General features: G+C 58.0%; 26 protein-coding genes and 1 pseudogene. 9 read left to right on the top strand and 18 right to left on the bottom strand.

The window, feature by feature from the left end; genetic code table 11:
* Window positions 1–22: 22 nt before the first annotated feature.
* The gene (locus D3Y57_RS07330) at window positions 23–868 is read right to left on the bottom strand and encodes an oxygenase MpaB family protein (protein WP_121152446.1); all 846 of its coding nucleotides are present in this window, start codon (window positions 866–868) and stop codon (window positions 23–25) included.
* Window positions 869–879: 11 nt separating this feature from the next.
* Between D3Y57_RS07330 and D3Y57_RS07325 the strand changes: the two genes are divergently transcribed.
* On the top strand, window positions 880–1,626 hold the full coding sequence (locus D3Y57_RS07325; protein ID WP_121152445.1) for a nucleotidyltransferase family protein: 747 nt from the start codon (window positions 880–882) through the stop codon (window positions 1,624–1,626).
* Here the strand turns inward: D3Y57_RS07325 and paoC are convergent.
* The 4 genes from paoC to D3Y57_RS07305 all read right to left on the bottom strand — a co-directional run bounded on the left by paoC (window position 1,562) and on the right by D3Y57_RS07305 (window position 6,466).
* Window positions 1,562–3,760 carry an aldehyde oxidoreductase molybdenum-binding subunit PaoC gene (gene paoC / locus D3Y57_RS07320; protein ID WP_121152444.1) on the bottom strand — a complete coding sequence of 733 codons (2,199 nt, stop codon included), beginning with the start codon at window positions 3,758–3,760 and terminating at the stop codon, window positions 1,562–1,564. The genes D3Y57_RS07325 and paoC overlap by 65 nt on opposite strands.
* A gap of 4 nt (window positions 3,761–3,764) precedes the next feature.
* A complete protein-coding gene (locus D3Y57_RS07315; RefSeq protein ID WP_121152443.1) occupies window positions 3,765–4,712 on the bottom strand; it encodes an FAD binding domain-containing protein in 948 nt (315 codons plus the stop codon).
* A complete protein-coding gene (paoA, locus tag D3Y57_RS07310) occupies window positions 4,709–5,344 on the bottom strand; it encodes an aldehyde dehydrogenase iron-sulfur subunit PaoA (protein WP_121155579.1) in 636 nt (211 codons plus the stop codon). The genes D3Y57_RS07315 and paoA overlap by 4 nt, the downstream gene beginning before the upstream one ends.
* Window positions 5,345–5,485: 141 nt before the next feature.
* Window positions 5,486–6,466 carry an XdhC family protein gene (locus tag D3Y57_RS07305; protein ID WP_121152442.1) on the bottom strand — a complete coding sequence of 327 codons (981 nt, stop codon included), beginning with the start codon at window positions 6,464–6,466 and terminating at the stop codon, window positions 5,486–5,488.
* Window positions 6,467–6,705: 239 nt separating this feature from the next.
* Between D3Y57_RS07305 and D3Y57_RS07300 the strand changes: the two genes are divergently transcribed.
* Window positions 6,706–7,698, top strand: a complete 993-nt coding sequence (locus tag D3Y57_RS07300; RefSeq protein ID WP_121152441.1) for a KpsF/GutQ family sugar-phosphate isomerase — start codon at window positions 6,706–6,708, stop codon at window positions 7,696–7,698.
* Between the two features lie 42 nt (window positions 7,699–7,740).
* Here D3Y57_RS07300 and D3Y57_RS07295 read toward each other — a convergent pair whose 3' ends face one another.
* Genes D3Y57_RS07295 through D3Y57_RS21590 form a run of 3 tightly spaced genes read right to left on the bottom strand, consistent with a single transcriptional unit; the run spans window position 7,741 to window position 9,799 of the window.
* Window positions 7,741–8,427 carry a capsular polysaccharide export protein, LipB/KpsS family gene (locus D3Y57_RS07295; protein ID WP_277873340.1) on the bottom strand — a complete coding sequence of 229 codons (687 nt, stop codon included), beginning with the start codon at window positions 8,425–8,427 and terminating at the stop codon, window positions 7,741–7,743.
* On the bottom strand, window positions 8,427–8,999 hold the full coding sequence (locus D3Y57_RS21075) for a capsular polysaccharide export protein, LipB/KpsS family (protein ID WP_277873339.1): 573 nt from the start codon (window positions 8,997–8,999) through the stop codon (window positions 8,427–8,429). Before D3Y57_RS21075 ends, D3Y57_RS07295 begins: the two co-directional genes overlap by 1 nt.
* Window positions 8,996–9,799 (bottom strand): capsular polysaccharide export protein, LipB/KpsS family, encoded by an 804-nt coding sequence (locus tag D3Y57_RS21590; RefSeq protein WP_162987032.1) that lies wholly within the window; start codon window positions 9,797–9,799, stop codon window positions 8,996–8,998. The genes D3Y57_RS21075 and D3Y57_RS21590 overlap by 4 nt, the downstream gene beginning before the upstream one ends.
* Window positions 9,800–11,040: 1,241 nt before the next feature.
* On the opposite strand from D3Y57_RS21590, the gene D3Y57_RS07285 reads away from it, so the two are divergent.
* Both D3Y57_RS07285 and D3Y57_RS07280 read left to right on the top strand, forming a co-directional pair.
* Window positions 11,041–11,631 (top strand): outer membrane protein, encoded by a 591-nt coding sequence (locus D3Y57_RS07285; RefSeq protein ID WP_121152439.1) that lies wholly within the window; start codon window positions 11,041–11,043, stop codon window positions 11,629–11,631.
* Window positions 11,632–11,752: 121 nt separating this feature from the next.
* Window positions 11,753–12,502: a fatty acid desaturase family protein gene (locus D3Y57_RS07280; protein ID WP_239025976.1), complete on the top strand. Its 750-nt coding sequence runs from the start codon at window positions 11,753–11,755 to the stop codon at window positions 12,500–12,502.
* A gap of 16 nt (window positions 12,503–12,518) precedes the next feature.
* On the opposite strand, the gene kdsA is transcribed toward D3Y57_RS07280, so the two are convergent.
* The 3 genes from kdsA to D3Y57_RS07265 all read right to left on the bottom strand — a co-directional run bounded on the left by kdsA (window position 12,519) and on the right by D3Y57_RS07265 (window position 15,214).
* Window positions 12,519–13,340 (bottom strand): 3-deoxy-8-phosphooctulonate synthase, encoded by an 822-nt coding sequence (gene kdsA, locus D3Y57_RS07275; RefSeq protein ID WP_121152438.1) that lies wholly within the window; start codon window positions 13,338–13,340, stop codon window positions 12,519–12,521.
* A gap of 12 nt (window positions 13,341–13,352) precedes the next feature.
* Complete coding sequence (kdsB, locus tag D3Y57_RS07270) at window positions 13,353–14,174, bottom strand: 3-deoxy-manno-octulosonate cytidylyltransferase (RefSeq protein WP_121152437.1); 822 nt, start codon at window positions 14,172–14,174, stop codon at window positions 13,353–13,355.
* Between the two features lie 92 nt (window positions 14,175–14,266).
* Window positions 14,267–15,214: an L-threonylcarbamoyladenylate synthase gene (locus D3Y57_RS07265; protein WP_121152436.1), complete on the bottom strand. Its 948-nt coding sequence runs from the start codon at window positions 15,212–15,214 to the stop codon at window positions 14,267–14,269.
* Between the two features lie 70 nt (window positions 15,215–15,284).
* On the opposite strand from D3Y57_RS07265, the gene D3Y57_RS07260 reads away from it, so the two are divergent.
* Both D3Y57_RS07260 and D3Y57_RS07255 read left to right on the top strand, forming a co-directional pair.
* Window positions 15,285–16,994 (top strand): acyl-CoA dehydrogenase family protein, encoded by a 1,710-nt coding sequence (locus tag D3Y57_RS07260; protein ID WP_239025975.1) that lies wholly within the window; start codon window positions 15,285–15,287, stop codon window positions 16,992–16,994.
* Window positions 16,991–17,533, top strand: coding sequence for a GNAT family N-acetyltransferase (locus D3Y57_RS07255; RefSeq protein WP_121152434.1), 543 nt, complete (start codon window positions 16,991–16,993; stop codon window positions 17,531–17,533). Before D3Y57_RS07260 ends, D3Y57_RS07255 begins: the two co-directional genes overlap by 4 nt.
* A gap of 357 nt (window positions 17,534–17,890) precedes the next feature.
* On the opposite strand, the gene D3Y57_RS07250 is transcribed toward D3Y57_RS07255, so the two are convergent.
* The 7 genes and pseudogenes from D3Y57_RS07250 to D3Y57_RS07225 form a co-directional block, all read right to left on the bottom strand.
* Window positions 17,891–18,358, bottom strand: a complete 468-nt coding sequence (locus tag D3Y57_RS07250) for a winged helix DNA-binding protein (protein WP_162987031.1) — start codon at window positions 18,356–18,358, stop codon at window positions 17,891–17,893.
* A 594-nt stretch (window positions 18,359–18,952) separates the two neighbouring features.
* A complete protein-coding gene (gene wecC, locus D3Y57_RS07245; protein WP_121152432.1) occupies window positions 18,953–20,206 on the bottom strand; it encodes a UDP-N-acetyl-D-mannosamine dehydrogenase in 1,254 nt (417 codons plus the stop codon).
* On the bottom strand, window positions 20,196–21,308 hold the full coding sequence (gene wecB, locus D3Y57_RS07240; protein ID WP_277873367.1) for a non-hydrolyzing UDP-N-acetylglucosamine 2-epimerase: 1,113 nt from the start codon (window positions 21,306–21,308) through the stop codon (window positions 20,196–20,198). Before wecB ends, wecC begins: the two co-directional genes overlap by 11 nt.
* A gap of 98 nt (window positions 21,309–21,406) precedes the next feature.
* Complete coding sequence (locus D3Y57_RS20830; RefSeq protein WP_239026112.1) at window positions 21,407–21,598, bottom strand: hypothetical protein; 192 nt, start codon at window positions 21,596–21,598, stop codon at window positions 21,407–21,409.
* A gap of 323 nt (window positions 21,599–21,921) precedes the next feature.
* Window positions 21,922–22,038 (bottom strand): annotated as a pseudogene (locus D3Y57_RS20825) (serine/threonine protein phosphatase); the annotation flags it as partial.
* Window positions 22,039–22,200: 162 nt separating this feature from the next.
* Entirely contained in the window at window positions 22,201–22,557 is a 357-nt protein-coding gene (locus D3Y57_RS07230; RefSeq protein WP_121152430.1) for a GntR family transcriptional regulator, read from the bottom strand.
* 43 nt (window positions 22,558–22,600) lie between these two features.
* Window positions 22,601–23,173 carry a nitroreductase family protein gene (locus tag D3Y57_RS07225; protein WP_121152429.1) on the bottom strand — a complete coding sequence of 191 codons (573 nt, stop codon included), beginning with the start codon at window positions 23,171–23,173 and terminating at the stop codon, window positions 22,601–22,603.
* A gap of 75 nt (window positions 23,174–23,248) precedes the next feature.
* On the opposite strand from D3Y57_RS07225, the gene D3Y57_RS07220 reads away from it, so the two are divergent.
* The 3 genes from D3Y57_RS07220 (at window position 23,249) to D3Y57_RS07210 (ending at window position 25,756) form a co-directional block, all read left to right on the top strand.
* On the top strand, window positions 23,249–24,190 hold the full coding sequence (locus D3Y57_RS07220) for a M48 family metallopeptidase (RefSeq protein WP_121152428.1): 942 nt from the start codon (window positions 23,249–23,251) through the stop codon (window positions 24,188–24,190).
* Between the two features lie 69 nt (window positions 24,191–24,259).
* Window positions 24,260–25,210 carry an IS1595 family transposase gene (locus D3Y57_RS07215; protein WP_121152427.1) on the top strand — a complete coding sequence of 317 codons (951 nt, stop codon included), beginning with the start codon at window positions 24,260–24,262 and terminating at the stop codon, window positions 25,208–25,210.
* A gap of 255 nt (window positions 25,211–25,465) precedes the next feature.
* Window positions 25,466–25,756: a hypothetical protein gene (locus D3Y57_RS07210; protein ID WP_162987030.1), complete on the top strand. Its 291-nt coding sequence runs from the start codon at window positions 25,466–25,468 to the stop codon at window positions 25,754–25,756.
* Window positions 25,757–25,912 lie beyond the last annotated feature (156 nt).

The following is a 25,912-nucleotide window of genomic DNA, read 5'->3' as shown; positions in this document are numbered from 1 at the left end:
GACGCAACCCCCGGTAGCCCGATCAGCGAAAAGCCCAGCGGAGTGTCTGGGCAATGCCTAATGTACCGGCGCGCACGATCGGCACCCGAAGTATCGGCACCGAAAAATTGTGCATCGTGCGCGCCCAAGATGGCAGCAGGTCGACGGCGGCCTGTGAGGCGAGCGCGCGGGAAGCATTCCCGATCAGCGCCGAGCCCGGCGGGGCAAGAATAAGTCGCGCGATCTGCCGCGTCCGCTGATCTGCTTTTAATTCCGGGCGCGTGGCGATGACGAGCGCCTTTGCCTGCGCGCGCGAACGGGGAAGATCGCGCGCGCCCAGCATTTCACCAATGGGGGCCATTTCGGCAAAATAGCGATCCTGATCGGCGGCGGACATCAACGGTTCGGTGTAGCGAATATAGGCTTCGAGAAAGCTCATCGTTTCGGTCACATGAACCCATGCCAGCAACGCCGGATCGTTCGCGGAATAAGGCGTGCCATCGGGGAGGATGCCGGTCACGTGCGAATGGATGGTGCGTACCCGGTGGATAATCGCCGTGGCATCGGCGTGATTTCCATAAGTCGTCAATGTGATAAACCGGGCCGTTCGCCTCAGTCGACCGTGCATATCCTGACGGAAGTTTGAATGATCCCAGACACCGGCAAGCACCGCGGGATGAAGCATCTGGAGCAGCAGGCTGGCGATGCCGCCGACCATCATCGAGGCAACGTCGCCGTGGACGCGCCATGCGACCGATGACGAAGCCAAAAACGCATCGGGACTGCGGACGACAGGCACCTGACCACGTTCGGTGTCGTTGAAAAGCGCGGTCACCCTGTGCCGGATGGTCTGTTTCAGTTTTTCGGAAAGCGGCAGGAGGGATAGCATATGTCCTGAACGTGCCGGCGTCGGGAACGCTCCTTGTTCCGCTTTACCCCGATCAGGCGGTTACGATTGGGTTCGTCATTGAGGATGACAGGTTTGACGGGGGATCAAATTCGGTCGAAATCCAGAGAATGATCCACGCCGACCAAGTCGCTGCCGTGCTGCTTGCGGCGGGCCAGTCCAATCGTTTTGAAACGGGGGACAAATTGCTGGTCGATCTGGACGGTCAGCCACTGGTCCTTCACGCGGCCAAGCGGATTATGGAGTTGAAGCCCGGACGTAAAATTGCGGTTTGCAGCGTTGCGGTCGGAGTTCTGCTGGAGCCGCTGGGTTTTGAAGTCATCATCAACGCGAACGCCGGGCAGGGCATGGCGACATCGCTTGCCTGTGGAATCGAGGGCGCAGCACGGGGAGATTGCGACGCGGCGCTCATTATCCTTGGCGATATGCCGTTCGTTACCGTCCGGCATTTGCGTTCGCTGCTGACGCAGTGGGATGTAGAAGATGCGCCGGTTGTGGGGTCGGTGACAGGGGGCGTTCCGATGCCTCCCGCGCTTTTCGCCCGTTCTCTTTTTGGCCGTCTTTGCGAAGGAGCGGGTGACAGGGGAGCGAGAGGTTTGCTCGCCTCGGCCGAATTGGTGAGCGCGCCGGCAGAGGAACTTGCCGATATCGACACCATCGACGATCTGCACCGTTTCAGGTCATCGCGGGGAGCCGATCCAGAAACTTATCCAGCGTTACCGGGTAATTGCGCACCCTGACGCCCGTTGCGTTATAGACAGCATTGGCGACTGCCGCTGCGACGCCGCAAATGCCGAGTTCGCCCACGCCCTTTGCCTTCATCGGAGAGGACATCGGATCGGTTTCGTCGAGGAAGACGACTTCCTGATGAGGGATATCGGCATGGACCGGCACCTCATATCCGGCGAGGTCGTGATTGACGAAAAAGCCGAACCGTTTGTCGACCGCCAGTTCTTCCATTAGCGCCGCGCCGACGCCCATCGTCATCGCGCCTATCACCTGACTCCGCGCCGACTTCGGGTTCAGGATACGTCCTGCCGCGCAAACGGCCAGCATCCGGCGCACACGGATTTCGCCGGTTGCTGAATCGACTGCAACCTCGACGAAATGCGCGCCGAAAGTCGATTGCTGGTACTTCTTGTCGAGGTCGCCGTATTCGATGTGGTCTTCGGCAACGAGTTCACCGTCGCGGGCGGCATCGGCCAGTTTTGCTTGGCGATTGCCGGACTGAACCCGACCATCCGAAAATTCGATGTCGCCGCCTGTGAATCCCAGCTTTGCCGCGACAGCCTCGCGCAGTTTGACGCACGCGGCGTAAACGCCAGCCGTCGAGTTGTTGCCGCCCCATTGGCCGCCCGACCCAGCAGAGATCGGGAAGGCGGAATCGCCCAATCGCACCACGACCTTGTCCATCGGGACGCCCATCATTTCGGCGGCGGTCTGCGCGATGATGGTGTAGCTGCCGGTTCCGATATCGGTCATGTCGGTTTCGACGGTAACGACACCTTCGCGGTTCAGTCGCACGCGGGCGGCCGATTTCGTCAGCAAATTGTTCCGTAGAGCCGATGCGACACCCATGCCGATCAGCCAGCGGCCGTCGCGAACCGATCCGGGTTGGGCAACGCGCTTGTTCCATCCAAAGCGGTCCGCGCCCTGTTGCAGGCAATCGACCAAATGCCGCATCGAAAACGGCCGTTCGGGTTTTTCAGGATCGACCTGTGTGTCGTTCAGAACCCGGAACGCGACCGGGTCCATTTTTAGCTTCTCAGCCATTTCATCGACGGCCATTTCCAGCGCCATGAGGCCGGGCGCTTCACCCGGCGCGCGCATCGCATTGCCTTCGGGCAGGTCGAGGACGGCCAGTCGCAACTGTGTCATCCGGTTAGCACCGGCGTAGAGCAGCCGGGTCTGGTCGACGGCTGTTTCCGGGCTGCCGTTGGGAAGATTCCCCGACCAGCTTTGATGCCCGATCGCAGTGATCTTGCCAGCTGCCGTCGTCCCGATGCGGATACGCTGGATCGTGGCAGGCCGGTGCGTCGTATTATTCATGATCTGCGGCCGGGTCAGCGCGATTTTGACTGGGCGACCGACCTCTCGCGCGCCTACGGCTGCAAGAACAACGTCGGCTCGATTGAACAGTTTTCCGCCAAACCCGCCGCCGATATACGGCGACACCATTCGGATGTTCGCTTTTGGAATGCCGAGGGTCGTCGCCATGTCCTTGACGCTCCAGTCGATCATCTGGTTCGACGTCCACAGCGTCAGTTTGTTGCCCTCCCATGCCGCGATTGTCGCATGGGGTTCCATCATCGCGTGGCTCTGGTCCGGCGTGGTATATGTCGCATCTAGGGTTACTGGCGCGGCTGCAAAAGCTCCGGCAAAATCACCGACGGCAGTATCAGGATTGCCCTTTTCGGGCTTGGTCGCCGAAGCCTTTTGCGCATCGAGATCGAACGCGCCCTTTGTCCGGGCATAATCCACCCGGACCAGGCTTGCTGCCGCGCGGGCCTGTTCAAAGGTTTCGGCAATCACCAGCGCAACTGCCTGATGATAATGTTCGATTACCGGACCGCCGAGCAATTTGGCGGTGTTCATCTGACCCTTGTTGAGCTTGCCCGCGTTTTCGTATGTGACGATCTTGAGGACTCCGGGAGCCTGACTGGCTTCTTCCAGCATCATCGAACTGATCCGCCCCTTTGCAATCGCCGCGCCTACGATGAAACCATAAGTCTGATTCGGCACTACGTCGTGACGCTCATAGGCATAGGGAGCAGTGCCGGTCGTCTTTAACGGTCCGTCGATGCGATCATGGGGCTTTCCAATCACCTTCAGCCGGTCGATCGGGTTCGTGGTCGCGGGGGTTTCGAACTTCATGGGATCAGGCTTTCGCTTGCGCCATCACCGCGCCGAGCGTTCGCTCGACCAGTGTGAGCTTGAACGCATTATCGTGAGTTGGCTTTGCGCCTGCGAGCAGGACCGATGCCACCGCTTTCGCCCCGCGCGGTATTTCCCTGTCGGCGGCGTCGATCCGCCACGGCTTGTGGGCAACGCCACCAATTGCGACGCGCCCGGTGCCATCGCGTTGCACGACGGCGGCGACTGAAATCAGGGCGAATGCGTAGGATGCCCGATCGCGAACCTTTTGATAGATATGGGTGCCACCGAGGGGCCGGGGCAGGGTGACAGCCGTAATCAGTTCGCCCGGATCAAGCGCAGTTTCGATATGGGGCGTGTCGCCGGGCAACCGGTGAAAGTCGGCAATTGGAATGGTGCGGGTCTGTCCATCGGGTTTCACCGTTTCGACCGTCGCGTCGAGTGCGCGCATACCGACCGCCATGTCACTGGGGTGCGTCGCGATGCAGGCTTCGCTGGTGCCCATGACCGCGAGTTGCCGACTATAGCCGCCGATCGCCGCACAACCGCTGCCGGGCGCACGTTTGTTGCACGGCTGGTTGGTATCGTAGAAATACGGACACCGCGTGCGCTGGAGCAGATTGCCCGCAGTCGTCGCCTTGTTACGCAATTGGCCCGAGGCACCCGACAGCAGCGCCCGCGACAAAACGCCGTAATCGCGCCGCACGCGGATGTCGGAGGCAAGGTCGGTGTTACGAACCATCGCGCCGATCCGCAGACCGCCTTCCGATGTGCTCTCTATCTTGTCGAAACCCAGCCCATTGACGTCGACAAGATGCGTCGGGGTTTCGATCTGAAGCTTCATCAGGTCGAGCAAATTGGTGCCCCCTGCGATGAATTTAGCGCCATGAACCCGTGCGGCCGCAGCAGCCTCTGTCGGGGATTTAGCACGCTCGTAGGTGAAGGACTTCATGCCCGGTTTCCCGCGACTTCGGCCATTGCTTCCATGATGTTGGAATAGGCTCCGCAACGGCAGATGTTGCCGCTCATCCGTTCGCGCATCTCGGCATTGGTTATTTTGGGTTTCGCGGTCAGGCTTTCGCTGACATGGCTTGGGATGCCGTCCCTGATTTCCTGTAATACAGACACCGCCGAACAAATCTGGCCGGGTGTGCAGTAACCGCATTGATAGCCATCATGCTTGACGAAAGCGGCTTGCATTGGGTGGAGTTTGTCGGGGGTACCCAGTCCCTCGATCGTTATAACCTCATCACCTTCGTGCATTACGGCGAGTGTCAGGCAACTGTTAATGCGGCGGCCATCGACGATCACCGTGCAAGCGCCACACTGGCCGTGGTCGCAACCCTTTTTGGTTCCGGTCAGGTGCAAATTCTCACGCAGCAGATCGAGCAGGGTCGTGCGTGTGTCCACGGTCAGGTTGTGAGGTTTGCCGTTGACGGTTAGCGACAGCTTCGAAGTCGCCGGCGGGGCGGTTGATGGCGAGCGCTGTGCTTCTGTCGGCGAGACTGTTGCAACCGCTACGCCTGCGGCACCGGCAGCAAGCAGTCCTCGTCTCGACATTTCAAATTCCGGTATTTTCTGCATGTTTTCGCTCATTACCATCTTCCCGCCGATGCCGAGACTTGTGTCTAAGGACCGAGTCATCGCGTAGCCGTTAAGCCCAGACAACCGAACACAACGCACCACCGCTTGATCGGTTACTTCCTTTAAGTTGCCTGAGGTAATTTATTCTGCAGCGTCAGCTGTTATCGAAATCGTTGGGCGTCGATCAGTATTGTACGCCTCATCATAATGCATTGCGATCTGGGCAAGCGCCGAAAGAGCCAGCGTCTCGGGATCACGAGTGGCAGGGACCAGCCCGATTGGCCCGACAAGCCGATCTATGTTCGCTTGGGCTACACCGCGATCATGGAGTGCCTCGATCCGCAGGGCCTGAGTCGCTCGACTCCCCATCGCGCCGATGAAAAAACCATCCTGTTGAAGCGCCTGTTCAAGTAACGCCTGTTCCCAATCATGGTCGTGAAACAGGAACACGACCGCTGTGTAACGATCGGTTTTCAGCCAGACGGAATGGTTCAATGTCTTAAGATAATTTGCCTCCATTCCTGAAGCATCGAGGGTATTCGCCAGCGTTTTATCAGGAGTCAGCACTGAGACACCGACCCCATAAGCTATGGCAAGGGCGGCCAGCGCGCGCGTTTCCTCTCCGTGGCCGATAATCACCAACCGAAGATCGGGATGGTGTACCACCCGAAATACGCCATTGCGCCACTCGCTCCGGCCGATCCCTTGTTGAAGCTCTACGGATGTAGAACCGTCGCGCCCGATCGACAGTGTGATCGCCATGCGATCACTGAGCAAACGTCTGGCTTCATCGATAATAGCCACTGGCGGGGCGGGGGCGATCAAAAGGTCGATCCCGCCGCCACAAGGAAGTTTTATGTCGATAAATGGCGATCCATCGCCCAGCCGCAATGTTTCGGCGATGCCGCTGGCAATGACCCGCTTCGCTTCACCGACCACGGCCGCTTCGACACAGCCGCCCGATAAAGATCCTGCAAAGGCACCGGTTTCACTAACTGCCATTTGTGTTCCGGGCGCGCGGGATGCGCGGCCTATGACGTCGGTCAGCGTCACAAGCGCCGAACGTTCCCCTCGCGCGGCGGCATCGGCGAGAAAGCGCAAGATGAAAGCGGCGTTCTTCATACGTTAAGATTTGATGACTAGGTGCATTACAGTGAATTCCATGACAGGCGAGTTGGCGAAATGCGAAATGCTCTGGCCCTTGGTTGTATGCAGCGGCCCTTTGATATGGATGGTCAAACACGTTTTCCAAGCGCCAGAGAGTGCGATTGGGGCGGCTGGTGGACTAGGCATTTATTGACCAGCCACCCGATTTCCCATACTTGATTAGCAGTACGCGTACACCAGGGTCATATAAAACGATGCAAAGAAACGTTGCTTTTGCGCAGGTTACAGGGGACGACCAGCGTAATCGTTCGGTCGGCGTATCTGTCGTCCGGCAAGAGGCGAACGCGTTGGCTTTGTTGGCCGATAGCCTGGATATGAACTTCGATCTGGCAGTCCGGGCGATTTTGGCGACCAGCGGAAGAGTGGTCGTGAGCGGCATGGGGAAGGCGGGCCACGTCGGGCGCAAAATTGCGGCAACACTTTCGTCGACCGGTTCGCCAGCGATCTTTATTCATCCTGCTGAGGCCTCACATGGCGATCTGGGTATGGTGCAGCGGAGCGACACGCTTCTCGCATTCTCGAATTCCGGCGCGACGACCGAGCTGCTCCCCATCGTGCGTCATATGCGGGCAATCTCAGCGACAGTCGTGGCGGTTACGGGGCGGCAGCCTTCGCCGCTGGCGCGATATGCCGACGTGACAGTATTGCTCCCTGAGGTTGACGAAGCCTGTCCCGAAGGGATTGCGCCGACGACGTCCAGCACGATGATGCTTGCGCTGGGCGACGCGCTGGCGATTGCTGCGATGCAGGCTCGCGGATTTACGCGTGCCGATCTTATGCAGCTACACCCGGGGGGCTCGATCGGCTGGCGATCGCAGCCTGTCGAACGTCTTATTCGCTACAATCTGCCGCTTCCCCTCGTAACGTCCGACACATCGCTGCACGATGTCATTCTTAAGATTACCGAAGGTGGCAAGGGGATTGCCGGTATCATCGACGAGAAGGGCCTTCTGATCGGCGTGATTACCGACGGTGACCTTCGTCGTGTTTTCGAAGCCAATCTTGCGAGTACCGCAGGGCAGGTCATGTCACGGCAGCCGAGGACGGTTTCGGCAAATGCAACGATCGGCGATGCTGCCGCGTTGATGGCCGATGCAAAGATCACGGTGATTTTTGTGACCGATCCGCAGGTAGAAGATCGTCCGATCGGTCTGGTCCATGTTCACGATCTTGCCATGATCGGCTGAGACACTTCAGCTGATTTTTCGCTTATTCCCGGCCGATATCGACTATGTGCTGAGCAATCGGGCCGCCGCGCTTTCGACGAGGATGCGTGTTGCGGACTGGCTGGCAAGGCCGCCTCGGATGAGGCAATGGTCGTGCAGGCAGCGGAGGAACGCCTCGTATAATTCGGGGCGCGGCGGGCGCGGTGCCAACCAGAATTCATCCAGCGGCCCCTGATGCGTGATCCCTTCCATCGAATAAATCGCAGAGCCGAGGGTGATAACCGGCCGACCCTTTGCCAGGGCGAAGGTTGCCGACGTGCTGTTGACCACAACAACGCCGCGGGAGTTTTGCGTGAGATCTTGTAAGTCGCCGCCGTCGATATGGATCACCCGGTCTGCGATGTTGAGGCGACGAGCATGATTAGCAATCAACGCGCGCCAGCTGCGGAACGAAATGTCGAGCGGATGTTCCTTGACCAGCAGGACGGTATCCTTGGGCGAATGTTCGGCAAAGCTGGCGAGTACATAGTCCACAGCTTGATACATCGAGCTGAAAGGCGAATGGGCGCGAATTTGATAGTCGGCGTTCAACTGAAGCGGAAACAAGAAAAAACTGCCCGGTTTGATCTCGTCCAGCGTTCGTTGCGCTTCCCGTTCGGCATGGGCGCGTCTGGATAATTTCCGCAGCCAGCACAGCCCTTCACCGATTATCGAGCCGGGTCGATGCGATCGGTAGTAAGGATAGCGCATCAGGAATTGGCCGATGCAGACATAATGATAATGCCAATAGCTGTCCCGGGCGCGGCGCTTTGAATTCGCGACGATGGGAGGCAAGTCGGGCAACGGGGGAGTGCTGCCGCCCGATGGAGAATACGCAGCGGGTCACGGACGAACGATGAATTGCCATTCACACCGTTGCGCTCAAGCGTCATCCAGTTCGGCCGGACATAGCCTTCTTCGAAAACGTGGACGCGGATATGGCGCAACTGCGCCATCTGGCGCGCTGCGATATGGACAGGTCGACAGTCGCCGAACAACAGGACGTCGGTAACTTGATTTGTTCGCATGAAGCGATCGACATAGAGGGGCCAGTCGCTCATTCGACCTCTGTAGCGAACTGCCTCTCCGGGCCAGTCATAGGCATCGCCACCGCTCAGGTTTATCCGGTGTACCTCGGCTCCTTCGCGCCGCAACTTTTCGGCCAAACCCCAGAAAAAGGGACCGGGTGGTCCCTGTAGCATCAGGAACACGCGGGTGCCGGTCTGCTGCTCAACAGGAGGCTCGTTGGCAACGACCCGCAAATCACGATGTTCCAGCTTCATCGAATTTGCTGCCCTGGGTTATGTTGCGAAGACAGATTGCGGCCTCGACGCATCAGACTTCCCAAAATGCGCCGGGCGAAAACGAGAGGGCCGTTTTTGCTGACGCCAGACGATAGTCGCTCGATCAATACCTCGGGCGGGCAGGGTAGCCCTGTCACAGGATCTAGATACCGCGGATAAAGCAACAGCGTGGCAGCAACCAGTTCGTCGAGCGAACGGCCCCTTTGTCTACGCGCTGGTACTGGTCCCAAGTCGTTAGTCAGGCCCCAGCCCGCGTAAAAGGGAACCCCGTGCGTCGTTACTGACTTGCCACGCATCAACGCTTCAAAACCGGCAAGCGAGGTCAGCACATGGACATCGTCCGCAATGTCTATCAGCGAGGTTATGGCAACCTCACGAGCAATAGAGTCGGCAACGCTAAGCACCACATCGTCCTTGATATAACCCTTACGATGCCCGGCATCTACATCAGGATGGGGGCGATAAATGATAAACGCGTCCGGTTCTACAGCGCGCACTCGGCGCAAAAGGTCCAGATTGGAAGTAATTTTCCCGCCGCCTTTGATAACCGACTGATCGTCTTCTACCTGTCCGGTTACCAGAACGTGTCGCCGGTCGCCGCCTTCACGAACGATTGCCCCTGCGCTGACGCCATATTTGCTGATGCCGCGTGCTACGATCAGTTCGCGTAAACGTCGCGCCCGGTCCAGTATCTCCGGTGTGAAATCCTGAGTGGTAAGAAGCTTTTCGAGACCGCTCTCCTGTGCTGGATCGTAGTGGGCGCCATTGGGATCGACCACGATAGACAGGGGGGCACGCAGTCAGCGCCAAGCCCGACGGAGCGGATGAAGCCGTCCTCGATTTGGAATAATGGGGTGCCGGTCGACACCAGACGTTGCAGTACGGCTTTCGGCGTGCGGGCAATCCACGCAGCGGAGGCAGATGCGATGGGGGTATCGGGGGCTGATCGGAAAAAACCGTCAAACGGGACAGTGCCATGACCGTTCCACATCAGCGGCGCTATTGATGGGCGTTTCCAGAAGGCAATTCCGTGGATCGCGCCGATCGGACGGTTCGCATCGATCAAATCACGCCAGAAGCCCAGAGTTTCGATCAGTGACGAAGGAGTGATTTCTTTTCCGGAAAACGGGTCGCGAAAATGGAGATTGCCTATTAGCGCCGACAGACGTCTGATCGGTTCGATGCTTTCCGGAGGGGCAGGCGGTGTTACCTCGGCGCTGCCACCAAAAAGTCGCTGCGGAACGCCGGCGATGGCTGCCAGAAGGACCAACTCGTCGCCAGGATCGGCCCAAATTTCGCTTGCGCTGGATAAAAAATGCCAGGGGTCACAAGGGCCAACAATCGCGGTGGCGGTTGCCACGCCGCTGATGCGTAGCGTGCGCCTGTCGGGAAACCAGAATATCACCGATATCGGTTGCACACTTGCAGATGCCGCCATCGCGCGAAATTGATCCGGGTTGCCTGGCCGCGCCAATATGAATGGACCAGTGGGGAGTACGGGCTGATCGGCCCAGAATGTGCCGCCCACGCGCATCCGTCGCATCGCTGTAACGCACTTGCCGGCTTCGTCGGTGCCCATGGCTTGTGCAGGCAACGCGCCATCATCCACGGCCAAGCTCGCCTTTATGGCGCGAGACCCCGGAAAGGGCGGGGTCGAAAAAAGCGAGCCAGCATCCGCCGACGGCCACCAGTGGTCCGATATCGACGATGTCATGGTTGATGAATGCCTGTTACTTTCAATCGTTGCAGTGCAACAGCGGCAGTGCTGTCAGCATTCGTTAAGGTTGTTTCGGGAATATTCAAGCCAATGGAGGAAATATCCAGTTAATCACTCCATTGGTCGAAGAGCGCTTGTCATCCAAGTCTCAGCGTCTATAGGGCCACCCGGTCCTAATCCCGCAAACTACTGTTAGTGTTGCTAAAAGGTCACGGCAGGGAAAAATGTATTTCCTGCCTGGATCGCTATTGCGCTTTGGTAGTTTGCTTGGGTGGACACGTAAACATTAAAAGGGTTCGAGTTATGCGTAAACTTATTGTCATGGTCGGAACGGCATTGTCGCTGATTTCGGGTGTCGCTTCGGCTCAGGAAACATCGTTCCGCGGCCTTCGCGTCGAAGGCAACATCGGTGGAGATCGCTATCAGTCCGAAGGGATCCATAACGATCGCCTTGGTTATGGTGGCACGATCGGTTTCGACGGAATGATCGGCGACCGGATCGTGATCGGTCCTGAAGCCAGCTTCTGGCGTGCCAACAAGTGGACCGAAAATTGCAGCGGCGTGCCCGGTGGTTCGCTTTGCGACAAGTCGTTCGACGAATGGGGTGCTGCTGTGCGCGCCGGTGTCCTGGTTAACCCAAACCTTCTCGTGTTTGGTAAGGGCGGTTACGTCAACAACGAGCAGCGTCAGCGCTTTGATTCCGCGACAATTAGCGTTCCATCGTCGTATGATCACTTCCGTACCGATGGTTATCAGGTCGGTGGCGGTGTTGAATACACCCTCACTGGAGGCAGATTGCCAGTATATGTGAACGCTCAGTATGTGTTTTCGAAATATGACGACAACACGTCGCGCCAGCGTGTCATGATGGGTCTTGGCTTTCGCTTCAAATAAGAGCGATCGTTTTTAGCTATCTAACTTTCGGGGCGGTGTCGGCTTCTGGTTATCCAGACAGCCGCGCCGTCTCGGTCGTTTCTGCTTCAAGTGGATTGGTGTCGGGCAAAGACGTGTATATATGGTGGCAACGCCAACCAGTGTGGACACGGATATCTTTCACGCCGCAATCTTGAAGCGAATGGTCATTGCGACGTTTGTGCTGTCACTGGCCGCGAACATTGCCCTGTCGAGTGGCACTATGGACTGGCGTATCATTCCGGCCTGCTTGATCGGATGGTATCTCGCCGATGCCGCGTCCGGCATCGTTCATATGTATATGGACTATCGGCATTGTCCCCCGGGACGAGGCCTGGACAAGTTATTTTTCTATTCTGGCTCGCGCATTTCCGAGGAGTATCTCGAACTGCGAAGATCGGTGCTTAAACACGTCGGTACGTTCGATCGCCTCGTTTTCGATTTCAAAAACCATCATCCGCGTCCCGATGCTTTGGGACGGCGTGGCATTGTCGATCTTATATGGTCGAGTATAGCGTTCGTCGCGCTTCCCCTGTCGATTTTGCTGAACGTAGCGGCATTGATGTGGGAAATACCGTTATGGTTTACGGCTGCGGCTCTGATGTTGCTGATCGGCGGCGCGTTGGCCCAGTACTTCCATTCGTCACTTCATCGGGCGGACGTCCCGCTGACGATAAAGGCTATGCGCGCCGTCGGTTTGTTGATGACACCTTCAGCCCACGCTTTCCATCACGCCACGTTGCGCCGTGACTTTGCGACGAATTCAGGATGGTCCAACCGATTGCTCAACCCGATATTCAGCTTTCTACACCGGCAAGGCATATTGGTTGATGCGGGGCTGGAACCGACCTGAAATCGTTGGTTTTCAGTTACTTACATTCGGATATCGCCAGCAACTTCGCCATAAGTGGCTCCACCTGATCGAGCGGCAAGGCGTTCGCGCCATCGGAGAGCGCCTTGTCCGGCTCTGGATGGCATTCCATAAAGAAACCCGCGACACCAATGGCGGCAGCAGCGCGCGCCAGATGCGGTACGAATTCGCGCTGTCCGCCAGATTTGTCGCCAAGTCCGCCTGGCAATTGAACGCTGTGGGTTGCGTCGAACACAACCGGGCATCCCGTGTCGCGCATCTGCACAAGGCTGCGCATATCGACGACGAGGTTATTATAGCCAAAACTGGTGCCGCGCTCGCAGACCGTGAAACTGTCCTCGTTCAGTCCCGCCCGCACGGCGGCATTCCGTGCCTTTGCGATGAGTTGGTTCATGTCGACTGGCGCCATGAACTGCGCTTTCTTGAAATTGACCGGTTTGCCACTGACTGCGGCTGCTTCGATCAGGTCGGTTTGTCGGGCCAAAAATGCCGGTGTCTGAAGCATATCAACGACTTCTGCCACGGGTGCGCATTGCGCGGGGGCGTGAACGTCGGTGAGTATTGGCAACCCGGTTTCTTTTCGCACTTTTTCAAGGACGCGCAGCCCTTCTTCCATGCCAAGTCCACGAAAAGATGCGCCTGAAGTTCGGTTGGCCTTGTCGAAACTGGATTTAAATATGACGAGCATCGACAATCTGTCGGCAAGCGACCGCAATCGCTCGGCAACCTTCATGCAAAGCGCTTCGCTCTCGATCACGCACGGCCCGGAAATGAGGAAAGGACGCTGGCCCAGTGCAATGTCGTGTCCGCAAAGCTTCATCGTCGGTTTTCCTCAGTCCAGTCCACGTCGATGAAGCATCGCCTCGACAACAGTTACGTCGCTCGGATTGTTCAGTTCGACCACATCCCAGTCAGGTGCGGCACATTCGACAACGGCGACCGGCGCGCCGTAGTGGAGAAAGCGGAGTTGTTCCAGACCCTCGACCTGTTCCAGGACGCTCGCAGGCCACGCAGCATAAGCTGCAAGCGCGGCTGGACGATAGGCATAGACGCCCAAATGCAGCATCGCGGGGCAATCATGGTCGTGAAGCCAATCATCCGGCAAATACGGCAAAACACGCTTTGAAAAATAAAGTGCCTGCGATCTGGCGTTGCTGACGACCGTGGTTCCGCCGACGCGGCCTGCACGCTGATCCTCGATCAGATGACGATACAGGGACGGGGTGCAGCGCACGGCGGGCGTTGCCACGACCGACGCGGCATCGGTCAACAGGCGTTCGATCAACTGGGACACGACATAAGCTGGCGTCAGGGGGGCATCGCCCTGCAGGTTCACGACAATCTGTGGCGGATTTTCCATTTGCGCTACTGCGGCGGCACAACGCTCTGTGCCATTTGCGCACGATTGCGGAGTCATAATGGTGACCCCGCCGAAGCGATGCACTTCTTCGGCGATACGGTCATCGTCGGTTGCGACAGCAACGAAATCAATGCCCGCGACAGCGGAAGCAGCCCGCCAACTTCGTTCGATCAACGTGGTCGCACTGCCGTTGGCGCCGGTTAGTTTCACAAGCGGTTTACCGGGGTAGCGGGTCGATGCGTAGCGTGCCGGTATGATGATGCCGACCCGTTGTTGCTCTGGTGCTAAATCCATCTCAGGAGCCGCAGGCTATAATATTCAAGTTACTCGACATCATCCGCCCCTAATTCACTTTTCAGGCCGTTACGACCGATTTGCCGAATTTGCTAAGCCGAAGCTGCGCGGTTGAGGCGATCGTTTATGGCTACCGCTAACGCGCTGTCGCCTTCGATTCTTGCGACCGCAATCGCGTGTCGATCCGATTGATCGGCAATGTGGAGTTCGTCGAACAATCTTGCCGCTCCCTGCAAGAGACTGCCGTCCAGGCTGAGGTTGGCGTCGCCTGAAACTTGTCCGAACCCGATCATCCACTCATCGTCCCTGGCCTTTTCCGCGTTCAACCGCAGTGGTTTGGCTGGCGCATAGTGGCTTGTTAATTGTCCGGGCGCGATCACGCTGGCTGGGTCGATAGGACTTTGCGCGACTGAAGCGCCATCGATTGCAACAGGCCCGGCACGAAGGATGCGCAAAGCTCCCGGTTCGGCAAGGACGATCGTCGATTCAATGCCCACGCTTGCCGGGCCGTCGTCGATGATCAACTGGATACGACCGGCAAGGCTGTGTTCGACATGAGACGCGCGTGTCGGGCTGATCCGCCCACTGGCGTTTGCGCTGGGAGCGGCAAGCGGAAGTCCAGTTGCTTCGAGCAACGCCCGCATTGCGCGATGTGCGGGCACCCGTATCGCAATGGTATCCAGGCCAGCCGTTGCAAGCCCGGCAACAGGGCAGTCGGGATGTCGCGGCACGACCAGCGTCAGCGGTCCCGGCCAGTGCGCAGCGGCCAGCGCAAGAGCTTCTGCACTGAAAACGCCGAGTTGTTCGGCAGCCGCCAGATCGAGCACATGGACGATCAACGGGTTAAAGCTGGGCCGTCCCTTGGCCTCATAGATTCGCGCAACTGCTTCGCCGCTGGTCGCGTCCGCTGCGAGTCCATAAACGGTTTCCGTTGGCACAGCGACCGGATAACCCCCGCGAATAAGGTCCGCCGCCTCTGCAATAGCAGCCTTGCCGTAACGTCGGATTGTCGTTTGATATGGTGGGTTTGAGGGTGTCATCGGGCCGCGCTATAGGCGTTGTCCGGGTTCGCGCAAAACACTTGCTCAGGACAATCGAAGGATTCGAATCTTGGCCTACACTCCCCCCACCATCGAGCAGCGCTTCGTACTTGATCACGTTGTGCGGATTGATGAACTGGCCGGCCACAATGCGTTTTCCGATGCGACAGCCGATCTGGTGGATGCCATCGTCGAAGGCGCGGGTGCTTTTGCGCTTGCCGAATACGCGCCGCTCAACCGCATCGGGGATATGGTTGGTGCCGTATGGAATGACGGCACGGTCACTATGCCCGCCGGTTTTCGCGAGGCTTATCGCGCGCTTGTCGACAATGGCTGGGGCACGATCGTGGGTCCGAAGGATGCCGGTGGGCAGGGGTTGCCGTTCACACTGGGAACTATCGTTCTCGAAGACCTGGGGACGGCGAACATGGCGTTTACGCTGTGCAATATGCTGACGGCTGGCGCGGTCGAGGCACTGGCGGTTCATGGCAGCGAAGAGTTGCAGACGACGTATCTGCCAAAGCTCGTGAGCGGCGAATGGACGGGCACGATGAACCTGACCGAGCCGCAAGCCGGGTCCGATGTCGGGGCATTGCGTTCGACGGCGAAACCTGTGGGGGACGGTAGCTGGCTTATCGCCGGCACCAAGATCTTCATCACGTTCGGCGAACACGACCTCACCGAAAACATCGTTCATCTCGTCCTTGCGCGCACGCCTGATGCGCCGCCGGGAACAAAGGGCATATCCCTGTTCCTCGTCCCCAAATTGCGGCCGGATGCGCAGGGTGCGTTCACTGAACCCAATGACGTGCGGTGTGTTTCAATTGAACATAAGCTCGGCATTCATGCGTCGCCGACCTGCGTCCTGTCGTTCGGCGATAATGGTGATTGTCGTGGCTGGCTGGTCGGTCCCGAACTGGGCGGGATGCGCGCAATGTTCACGATGATGAACAATGCGCGGCTTAATGTCGGGCTTCAGGGCATCCAGATTGGCGAGCGCGCCACGCAGGAAGCGATATCCTATGCCCGCGACCGCATTCAGGGGCAGCCTATCATCGAACATCCCGATGTTCGCCGGATGCTCCTCCGAATGAAATCATTGACACAGGCCGCTCGCTCGCTGGTGTATGCGGCGGCCGGCGAAGTTGATCGCGCGCATTTGGGTGTCGAGGGTGCAAAGGCGCGTGTCGATCTGCTCACTCCGCTTGCCAAGGCTTATGGCACTGATGCCGGGTGCGAAATCGCCAGTCTTGGGGTGCAGGTCCACGGTGGCATGGGATTCATCGAGGAAACCGGCGCGGCGCAACATTATCGCGATATCCGGATCGCGCCGATTTATGAGGGGACCAACGGCATTCAGGCCGCCGATCTGGTCGGCCGCAAGCTGACCGGCGACGGCGGCGCTGCATTGAAAGCACTCATCGATGAAGTCCGTGCAGAAGCGGCCGGTGAGGTTCACCTGATGGCATTGGTGGATGCCGTTGCGGTCGCGACCGACTGGCTGCTGACCACAGAAGTTAATGACCGACTGGCGGGCAGCTATCCCTTCCTCGACATGGTGTCGGTGATGACCTGTGGCTGGCTGATGGCCCGACAGGGCAGGGTTGCTGCCGAAATGCTGAAATCCGGTTCGGGCGATCCCGCGTTTCTGAAAGCGAAAACCGTAACCACGCGCTATTATCTGGATTACCTTGTTCCTGAAGCTTTGGGCAAAGCCGCAGCGGCAACCGCCGGCTCATCGCTGCTTTACGAACTGACCATCGAGGAGTTGGCCGCTTGATAGCCGCGAATTTCCGGACGGCAACTGCGGCGGATATCCCGGCGCTGCATCGCCTTATCGAGCGGGCCTATCGCGGCGATAGCGCACGTAAGGGATGGACACATGAGGCCGACCTGCTCGGAGGCCAGCGGACCGATATCGAAGCGCTCGCGGACCTTTTGGCGGACCCTGGGCAGTGCATGATCGTGGCAAACGTGGGTGGCGCGCTGGTCGGCTGTGTTCAGATTGCTTCGGCAGGGAAGGGCGTAGCGTATCTCGGCCATCTTTCGGTTGATCCAGAGATACAGGGTGGCGGTCTTGGGCGCAGGCTGGTCGGTGCTGCCGAAAGCGCGGCGATCGAGGCATTCAATGCAGACGCGATGGAAATGACAGTGATCCGTCAGAGAACTGAGCTGATCGATTGGTATTGTAGGCTCGGCTATAGTTTAACCAATGAAACGCGACCTTTTCCAAGCGATAACCCCCGGTTCGGTGTCCCTAAAATACAAAATCTAGACTTTGTTGTTCTAGTGAAAGCGCATCTCCGAAATGATGTGTAAATCAGATAGGTTTACTTAGCGCTGTAGTTTGTGCTCTCGACTGTCATAGGCGAGATTTTAACCTGCTTTAACTCCATTTTTTTGGGGGGTGAGCAAATTTTGATACGCAAATTACGTATTTTATCGCCGAATCAATCTTGATTGGGTATTAACTATAGTGGCATTGAGGCGTTATATCCCGAGAGGGGGGAGGTAAAACCATGGCATCACAGTCAGTTACCATCGACAATGATAATGCAGATTGTGTCTCGGGGATTGTGGAAGATCTCAGTCATGCGCTCGATAGATTGGACATGCTTGGGCTAACAGAAGCCGGCGCAAAATTAGCAACTGTCCTCGACTGGTTGAGAGATAACGTCAGCGATTCGCACGGAAGTGTTCAAGCCACTCAGTCATAAGATTGGTGCCTAAAGGCGTCATTCGGAGTGTAGTGCTTCGTCTGTCGTTCGGATGAGAAATGCGTTCGACGTATTTTTTCTCCGTCAAAACTTTCAAATAACGCAACGCGGTGGCTTCGGGGACGCTCGATGCATGACAGGCGCTCGAGATGCTGACCTGCTCGTTCCGCTCCGACCTGATGAACAAGTCCAACAGTAGATCCCAAGCGGGGTCGGCAAATATACTATCGTCAAATACCCGTTCCCGATCGCGTCGCGCACGATAAATGCGTTCGGCCAAATTCGCGTAATTGACTTTCCCATCGGCACGACCAGAGAGCTCACCTATGTTTGCGATGCTCTGGCGTTGCTTCTCCCGGTCGAGCAACTTACGCAAATCCCTTAACTCTGCAGACGAAAGCGGCTGCGGCAGCGCATCTTCAGACACGAAAACTGGATGATCCTGGAACCTGTTCATTCTTTACCCGTGTAGCGACAGAAACGTCGAAAGCTCTTTTGCAAGTGCAACTTTTTGGCAGATTCGACAAGAAGCCATTGGCTACAAAAGCCTTCGCTTTGACGTGTTGAGATCGGATTTGCATTAACCAAAACGAGATACCGGGGTGTAGCGCGATGGCGGCATCCGCATTTTTGATCCTCCCAGTTCGACCTTGTCATCTACAGTATATTTGGCTTTTCCAGATAGTCTGCGATACCCGATCTGCGGTCAAATGTTCTATGAACATGACCAAGCGCAATAAACTTACGACGCTTAGGTGATGGATCTTCCGCTCGACCGTTTCCGCCTGCGGGCTTTTAGCGGTATTCGCGTTATTTATCGGTCGCTCCATTTTGAACGTTTCTCCTGTCGGCTCAAAAGCTATGGTTAACTGATGCGCCCGTAATAGTGGCTCACCGATACGGAGGGTTGGTCCCCGGCGTATCGGCGAGGCCCCCGGCATACCCCACCATGCCGGGGGCCCAACTTCAGATCAGTCAACGGTTGCCAGTCCTATCGACGCAAAGCTCAATTGGGCGACGTTTAGGCTGACCAGATTCCGCGCGTATCATAGACGATTTTGCCCGTTCGCTCCTCGGGGGGAACCGATTTGAAGATGTCATGATCGACCAACACGATCATCAAGCCGCATTCGAGAAGTGCCTCGTCGATGTCGGCCAAGGTCGCCCCGCTATTGTCGAAGACCGGCGGGAGGCGTTCGATATGGGGTTCGACGATCACGATCCTATTTCCGAATTTTAACGCCAGTTCGCTCGCTACTTTCAGCGCCGGACTCTCGCGGAAATCATCTACATTGGCCTTGAAGGCCAGACCGAGCAGAGCAACCCGCACCTCGGGGTTTGCTTCGATCAAATCGCCTGCGCGTTCGACCACATAGTCGATCTTGCCATCGTTCACTTCGCGCGCGGTGCGGATGAGTGGTGTGATTTCAGGAGCAGAATGAACGATAAACCACGGATCGACCGCGATACAGTGTCCCCCTACGCCGGGACCGGGCGACAAGATATTGACGCGCGGATGCCGGTTGGCGAGCCGCACGACTTCCCAGACGTCGATGCCCAGCTTGTCCGATACCATCGACAGTTCGTTGGCGAAGGCGATGTTGACGTCGCGAAACGCGTTTTCGCTGAGCTTCACCATTTCGGCAACGCGCGCGCTTGTCGTGATGCAGGCTCCGCGCACGAAGCGGCGATAAAACGCCAGAGCTTTGCGCGCGCAACGTGGCGTGATCCCGCCGATGCAGCGGTCGTTGTCGATCAGCTCGACCAATATGCGCCCTGGCAAAACACGCTCAGGGCAGTAAGCGATGGCGATATCGGCTGTACCGTTGCCAGCCCGCGGGATATGCAGATCGGGGCGTAATTCCGCGATCAGATCACGGAGTGCATCGGTCGTTCCCACCGGCGACGTCGATTCCAGCACGATCAGATTACCGACCTTGAGGACAGGAGCAATCGTTTGCGCGGCTGCGAGCACATAGCTGGTGTCGGGAGCATGTTTATCGTCGAACGGCGTCGGCACGGCGATCAGAAAGACGTCGGCTTCTTCAACCTCTGTCGATGCCCGTAATAGTCCTCGTGCTACGACGCCTTGCACCAGAGCATCCAGATCGACCTCTTCGATATGGACTCCGCCCGAATTTACCGTCTCCACCACTTCGGCACGCACGTCGATGCCGATGACCTCGCTGCCAGACCGCGCTACGATCGCGGCGGTGGGAAGGCCGATATAGCCCAGACCCATGACGCAGACCTTTGGGTGAGTGCTAACCGCCATTTGCAATGATCCTTGAGATGCGGGTGGCGGCATGGCCATCGCCGAATGGGCTGTGTGCGCGCGACATCGCGTCATATGCTTTATTATCGTCGAGCAATTTGGTGGCTTCCGACACAATTCGCGCCGGATCGGTGCCAACCAGCTTGGCCGTGCCGGCTGTTATGCCTTCGGGACGTTCGGTGGTTTCGCGCATCACAAGTACGGGCTTGCCGAACGTCGGCGCTTCTTCCTGAACGCCGCCGCTGTCGGTGAGGACCAGCGTCGATCGATCGAGCAATCGCACGAAATCCGGGTAATCCAGCGGCTCGATCAAAGCGATCGCATCGGAGGAGGGCAGGGCGTCGGCCATCGCCGCGCGCACGTTCGGATTGGGATGGACGGGAAACACAATCCCCACGTCGCCGCGCGCCGCGATCCGTCCGATCGCTCCCGCCATCCCGCGCATCGCATCGAAGTTCTCGCGCCGGTGTGTGGTCACGGCGATGATGCGCTTTGCCCCGAACCGATCAATTACCGCGTCGATCCCGCTGCACATCGTCGGGTCTGCCAACAACCGCGCGCGTGTTGCCAGTAGCGCGTCGATCACCGTGTTGCCCGTTTCGAAGATCGTGCCTTCGGGTACGCCTTCGCGACGCAGGGCATCCGCCGCTGTCGCGGTCGGTGCGAAATGCTGATCCGCCATCGTCGCAATAATCTTGCGATTGACCTCCTCGGGCCAGGGATGATGGATGTCGCCGCTGCGCAGTCCTGCTTCGACATGGCTGACCGGAATTTTACGGTAATAAGCGGCCAGCGCTCCGACCATCGCGGTTGCCGTATCGCCCTGAACGATGACGCGGTCGGGTTTCTCGATGTCGAAAACGTCGCCCAGCCGCACCAGCAATGCAGCGGTCAGCAAATCCAGAGTCTGTCCCGGCACCATGATATCGAGGTCATGATCAGGCACGATGCCGCTCAGCTTCAAAATCTGATCGAGCATACCGCGATGCTGGGCAGTCACGCAGACCCGACAGTCCACACCTGGCTCAGCACGCAAGGCGTCGATCACCGGAAACAACTTTATCGCCTCCGGACGCGTCCCGAAAACGGCAAGGACTTTGATCGACACTGACGTAATCCCCCATGCCGAACGCGGCATCCAGTTTGCATTATGCGCTCAACATTGAACTCAGGTAAACGCGGGCAAGAGTGTCGGCGAGATCAACTGGTCAAAAACCAGCGATCGCCAGCTTCGATGCCGATGGCGGTCAGCTTTCCGCTGGCGAACGCACCGGTATCTATGCCGATACGATTAACCTGCTGGTCGATGTCGTCGGTGATCGAGTGCCCGTGGATGACCATCGGACCGTGGTCGCGACTGTCATCGAGGAATTCGCGCCTGATCCAGCGCATATCCAGTGGATCCTGCGCCTGTAGTGCGATGCCGGGGCGAATACCTGCGTGTACGAAGAAATAATCACCCTGGGTGTGGCTATCCAGAAAACTGCGCAGGAAGGCGATATGTTCGGGGGCACTCTTTCCCCGACCAGAGTCGCCAGTTCATCCGGATCGCCCGCGTCGTAATCGCTGGCATGAACGCCGTAACTCATGACCGTTTCGCGCCCACCGACCCGGTGAAGCAAAGCGGCCGCGCGACTGTCGCCTTCCCATGCGTGGATCAGGATTTCCTCATGATTGCCCATCAGGAACACCGTGTTGTACGTCTCTGCGATACTCATCGCACGCTCGATAACGCCGCGCGATTCGGCTCCTCGATCAATCAGGTCACCAAGGAAAATAAGCGTCGTATCGGCGGGGCCGCGCTCAGCCTCATCGAAAGCGATCCGCGACATCAGAATGTCCAGGCAATCGAGCCTGCCGTGGATATCACCGATGGCATAGACCCGCTCGCCATCGGGCAACCGATGCTGACGCGGCGCGACAGGTGCGCGCGAGAAGAATTTGCGTAAAACCATGAACAGCGGCAACCCTAGTCAAAAGGTATGAACCACGCCTTACACTGGTTCCTTCTCAAACAGCATTTTCGGATCGATTCCCAGTCGGACTATGTGCGCCCGAATGCGCGGCCATACCCGGTCCATGAATCGTTCGCGTTCGTCGCTGCACAGCCGGTCGATCGCGCCGGGTGCGACGAACATCCCGACGCCACGCCGAACGGTGACATAGCCATCGTCCTGCAACGATTGATACGCTTTTGCCACAGTCAGCGGGTTGGCTCCATGTTCGGCAGCGAATGCGCGAACCGAGGGTAACTGCGCGCCCTCGGCATAATCGCCTTCGAGAATCGAAGCTGCCAGGATCGCACGAAGACGAAGATAGACGGGAACGTCGCCGGATTCGTTAACTGTCATGCAGCATTAATACACCAACGCACTCAAAAAGTCATGTCCGATGTCAGGACCAGTTGCTGACCACGTCATCGAAAGCGGCGCGCGGGCGTTCGCTCAGTTCGCGCAACGGTGAGCCGATGAAGACAAATCCTGCAATGCGTTGGTCCGGCCCTCCAAAAGCATCGCGCACCGTGTCGGAATAGGCGGGCCAGCCGGTCAGCCATCCGCCGACAAACCCGCTTGCGTGTGTTGCTGTGAGCAGGTTCATGCAGACCGCCCCAGCAGATAATTGCTGCTCCCACAGCGCGATCTTACCAGGGACAGGTGCCGACAACACGACGACCAAAGTTGGAGCCTGATGCGCGAACTGCTCCATCGCCTCGATCTGGGAAGGCGTCGCTTGCGGCTGTTCTGCGCGATAGGCATCCACGATCAATGTCGCCAGCCGATCGCGCTGATCCGCCGCCACGACCACAAATCGCCATGGGTTGAGTTTTCCATGATCCGGCACGCGGATCGCTGCCTCCAGAATCGCCCGAAGCTGGGCATCGTCGGGCCCCGGCGCGACCATATCGCGTGGTTTGCCCGAACGCCGGGTGTGGAGCAGCGCAAGGGTCGAGGAAATGTCGTTAAGCATCGGCTGCGGGTAACAGTGGCACGGCGCTCGCGCAATCGACTTGCTACCGCGCAATCCGGTCTTAAACCCGTCGGAATGATCGCTGTTTTCATCGCACTTGCAATCGGGGCGTCCGATCCGGGCATTGCCGCCTTGCAGGAGGCGGACGCGCGTGTCGCGGCAATCGCCTGGCAATTGCAGACCACCAACGCGCCGCTTTGTTCGGAAACGGCTCCGCTCGCTGGTTTTACGATTCAGACGCTTGCGCAATATGAACCATTTGCGCGCCCCGCTGTTGCCCAGGGGGACGCGCTCGATCGCCGACCTATGGTGCAAGCCGTGGTTGCTGGTGGAACCGCTGACCGAGCAGGATTGAAAGCAGGCGATATTGTGCTTGAAATCGACGGTGCACCGACTCCCCGTGAGTTGCCGCCGCGGGCCAGCTATGACGCAACAGCCAAGACACAGGCTATGATCGATTCTGCGCTGCTGAGGCCGCCACTGGTCCTTCGCATCCTCCGCGGAAAGGTATCGAGAACGGTTGAATTGACCGGCGTGACCGGTTGTTCGTCACGGATAGAGATCGTGACCGGCAAAAGCCTGAACGCGGAGGCGGACGGCCACTATGTCCAGATATCGGGTTCACTGGTGGATTTTGCTGCCAATGACGATGAACTCGCCACGATCATCGCGCATGAACTGGCGCATAATATTCTCCACCACCCCTTGCGCCTCGATACAGAAAATACAGCCCGTGGGCTTTTCGCCAAGCTGGGAAAACGGGACACTCAAATTCGCAAGACCGAGTTTGAGGCCGATCGAATGGCTGTCTGGCTGGTCGCCCGCGCTGGTTATGACGTGGATGCGATCGTACCGTTCTGGATGCGGCTCGGCGAGCGAGCAGGTTCCGGCGCGCCGTCCGACGGCACGCACCCCGACTGGAACGAGCGCATCGACCGCGCCGCCGCCGCAGTGACAGAGGTTAAATCCCAGCGAGCGGCGAGCGCAGAACTGTTGCCTACGAACATGCCTCGCTAAGCGACCCGCGCAACAATCTTGGCGATTATATACTTGACAAAGCACCCCCTCACACCCTAGTGAGAGTGCATGACGAATTTCACCGCCCCGCACTTCACAGATCCAGACAAAGCCCGCGAGCATCTTGAAGCTCTGCGTTGGCCGCAGGGTCCGTATTGCCCGCATTGTGGTTCGTTTAAAGCGCAGCGGCTTCCTGCGCAGCGCGGCAAGGCAACCAAGGCCCATCCAGACGGCGCGATCCGTGCTGGCGTTATCCAGTGCAACGATTGCCGCAAGCAGTACTCGGTGACGGTTGCCACCCTGTTCGAGCGCAGCAAGGTTCCGTTGAATAAGTGGTTGCTCGCGACCTTCCTGCTATCGTCCAGCAAGAAGGGTATGAGCGCTCACCAGCTTCATCGTATGCTTGGCGTGACGTACAAAACTGCATGGTTCATGTTCCACCGTATCCGCGAAGCAATGCGCGAAGATGACAACGCCGACCTTGGCGCGAACGGTGGCATGGTTGAGGTTGATGAGACTTTCATCGGTCGCGACCCTTCCAAGGAACAGAAGCGCGGTGGCGCTCACCACAAGATGAAGGTCGTGACGCTCGTTGACCGCGAAACCGGCGTAGCTCGTTCGCGTGTTGTCGAGAACATCCGCATCGAAGAAATCGGCCCAATCGTTCGCAACAATCTTGCAGCCGAAGCCCGCCTGATGACCGACGAACTGTTGCTCTATCGCACCCTTGGCCGCGACTACGCGGACCATCAGGTCGTAAGCCACGGCAAGGAAGAGTATGTTCGCGGTGAAGCCTTCACCAACACCGTCGAGGGCTTTTTCAGCATCTTCAAGCGCGGCATGAAGGGCATCTATCAGCATTGCGGCAAGCAGCATTTGCACCGCTATCTGGCAGAGTTCGACTTTCGCTACAGCAACCGCATTGCTCGTGGCGTTGATGACACGGCCCGCACCGATCAGGTCCTACGCGGCATCGGTGGACGTCGCCTGATGTATCGACGGCCTAGTTTCGCAGCCTAAGACAAAAGCGCTGGGCAGGTGGCGTAGGCAGAGGCGAACGCCGCGAGACTGAAGCGTGAACAGATTGTGAATCGACTCTTGGTTTACAACGCTTTAACGAACGAACCCGAGGTGCGTTAACACCTCGGGTTGTTGCGTATGATTTTGGAAAAAACCGCCTCGGGGGCGGGTAGGTAATTTGCTAGCAGGGCTCATTTGCTCCTGACATTTGCGGTTGTCAACCCGCCTCCGTGCGCAAGCACGGACACTAAAGCCATGACTAAATACCTTGTAACGTACGATCTTCACAACGCCCGCAACTACGCACCCATTTATCGCCTTATGGCAATATGGGGTGCAACGAAGCTCACTGAATCGAACTGGCTAATCAGCGTTCAGGGCACCGCTGAACAGGTTCGCGACATCGTTATCACCGCTCTTGATGGTGACGATACTGCGGGCGTATTCGAGCTGACACAAGGCGCTGATTGGGCAACCCGTCGCGTCGGCCCCGCAGCAAACGCTTGGTTGTCGACAAACGTAACTCCAGCCCAACTGGCGGCTTAACCAAGGGGCCGCATTAAGCGGCCCCTTGCAAACTTCGGCGGGGCTTTCTCTCATTGAGACTTGCCCTGCCGTTCCCTTTCCGCGCCCTTTGACTCTCGTTCAGATTCATGGGGCTTAGGCGGTGTTGCGAGCATCCGCCGCAGCACGTCGTCTGTT

It is taken from the genome of Sphingomonas paeninsulae (assembly GCF_003660165.1).
Lineage (GTDB): Bacteria > Pseudomonadota > Alphaproteobacteria > Sphingomonadales > Sphingomonadaceae > Sphingomonas_O > Sphingomonas_O paeninsulae.
The sequence above is the reverse complement of the archived record's forward strand: the minus strand, read 5'-3'. Positions and strand labels throughout refer to the sequence as shown.

Bases quoted from the DNA above. Each gene is read 5' to 3' on its own strand.
- D3Y57_RS07230 (WP_121152430.1), bottom strand. From the start codon at position 22,557: ATGACAGTTAACGAATCCGGCGACGTTCCCGTCTATCTTCGTCTTCGT.
- wecC (WP_121152432.1), bottom strand. From the start codon at position 20,206: ATGGCGGTTAGCACTCACCCAAAGGTCTGCGTCATGGGTCTGGGCTAT.
- D3Y57_RS07210 (WP_162987030.1), top strand. From the start codon at position 25,466: ATGACTAAATACCTTGTAACGTACGATCTTCACAACGCCCGCAACTAC.
- D3Y57_RS07300 (WP_121152441.1), top strand. From the start codon at position 6,706: ATGCAAAGAAACGTTGCTTTTGCGCAGGTTACAGGGGACGACCAGCGT.
- D3Y57_RS21075 (WP_277873339.1), bottom strand. From the start codon at position 8,999: ATGAAGCTGGAACATCGTGATTTGCGGGTCGTTGCCAACGAGCCTCCT.
- D3Y57_RS07215 (WP_121152427.1), top strand. From the start codon at position 24,260: ATGACGAATTTCACCGCCCCGCACTTCACAGATCCAGACAAAGCCCGC.
- D3Y57_RS07305 (WP_121152442.1), bottom strand. From the start codon at position 6,466: ATGAAGAACGCCGCTTTCATCTTGCGCTTTCTCGCCGATGCCGCCGCG.
- kdsA (WP_121152438.1), bottom strand. From the start codon at position 13,340: ATGAAGCTTTGCGGACACGACATTGCACTGGGCCAGCGTCCTTTCCTC.
- D3Y57_RS20830 (WP_239026112.1), bottom strand. From the start codon at position 21,598: ATGCGCTGGATCAGGCGCGAATTCCTCGATGACAGTCGCGACCACGGT.
- D3Y57_RS07220 (WP_121152428.1), top strand. From the start codon at position 23,249: ATGATCGCTGTTTTCATCGCACTTGCAATCGGGGCGTCCGATCCGGGC.
- D3Y57_RS07280 (WP_239025976.1), top strand. From the start codon at position 11,753: ATGGTGGCAACGCCAACCAGTGTGGACACGGATATCTTTCACGCCGCA.
- D3Y57_RS07330 (WP_121152446.1), bottom strand. From the start codon at position 868: ATGCTATCCCTCCTGCCGCTTTCCGAAAAACTGAAACAGACCATCCGG.
- kdsB (WP_121152437.1), bottom strand. From the start codon at position 14,174: ATGGATTTAGCACCAGAGCAACAACGGGTCGGCATCATCATACCGGCA.
- D3Y57_RS07285 (WP_121152439.1), top strand. From the start codon at position 11,041: ATGCGTAAACTTATTGTCATGGTCGGAACGGCATTGTCGCTGATTTCG.
- paoA (WP_121155579.1), bottom strand. From the start codon at position 5,344: ATGCAGAAAATACCGGAATTTGAAATGTCGAGACGAGGACTGCTTGCT.
- D3Y57_RS07315 (WP_121152443.1), bottom strand. From the start codon at position 4,712: ATGAAGTCCTTCACCTACGAGCGTGCTAAATCCCCGACAGAGGCTGCT.
- D3Y57_RS07295 (WP_277873340.1), bottom strand. From the start codon at position 8,427: ATGCGCTATCCTTACTACCGATCGCATCGACCCGGCTCGATAATCGGT.
- D3Y57_RS07225 (WP_121152429.1), bottom strand. From the start codon at position 23,173: ATGCTTAACGACATTTCCTCGACCCTTGCGCTGCTCCACACCCGGCGT.
- D3Y57_RS07265 (WP_121152436.1), bottom strand. From the start codon at position 15,214: ATGACACCCTCAAACCCACCATATCAAACGACAATCCGACGTTACGGC.
- paoC (WP_121152444.1), bottom strand. From the start codon at position 3,760: ATGAAGTTCGAAACCCCCGCGACCACGAACCCGATCGACCGGCTGAAG.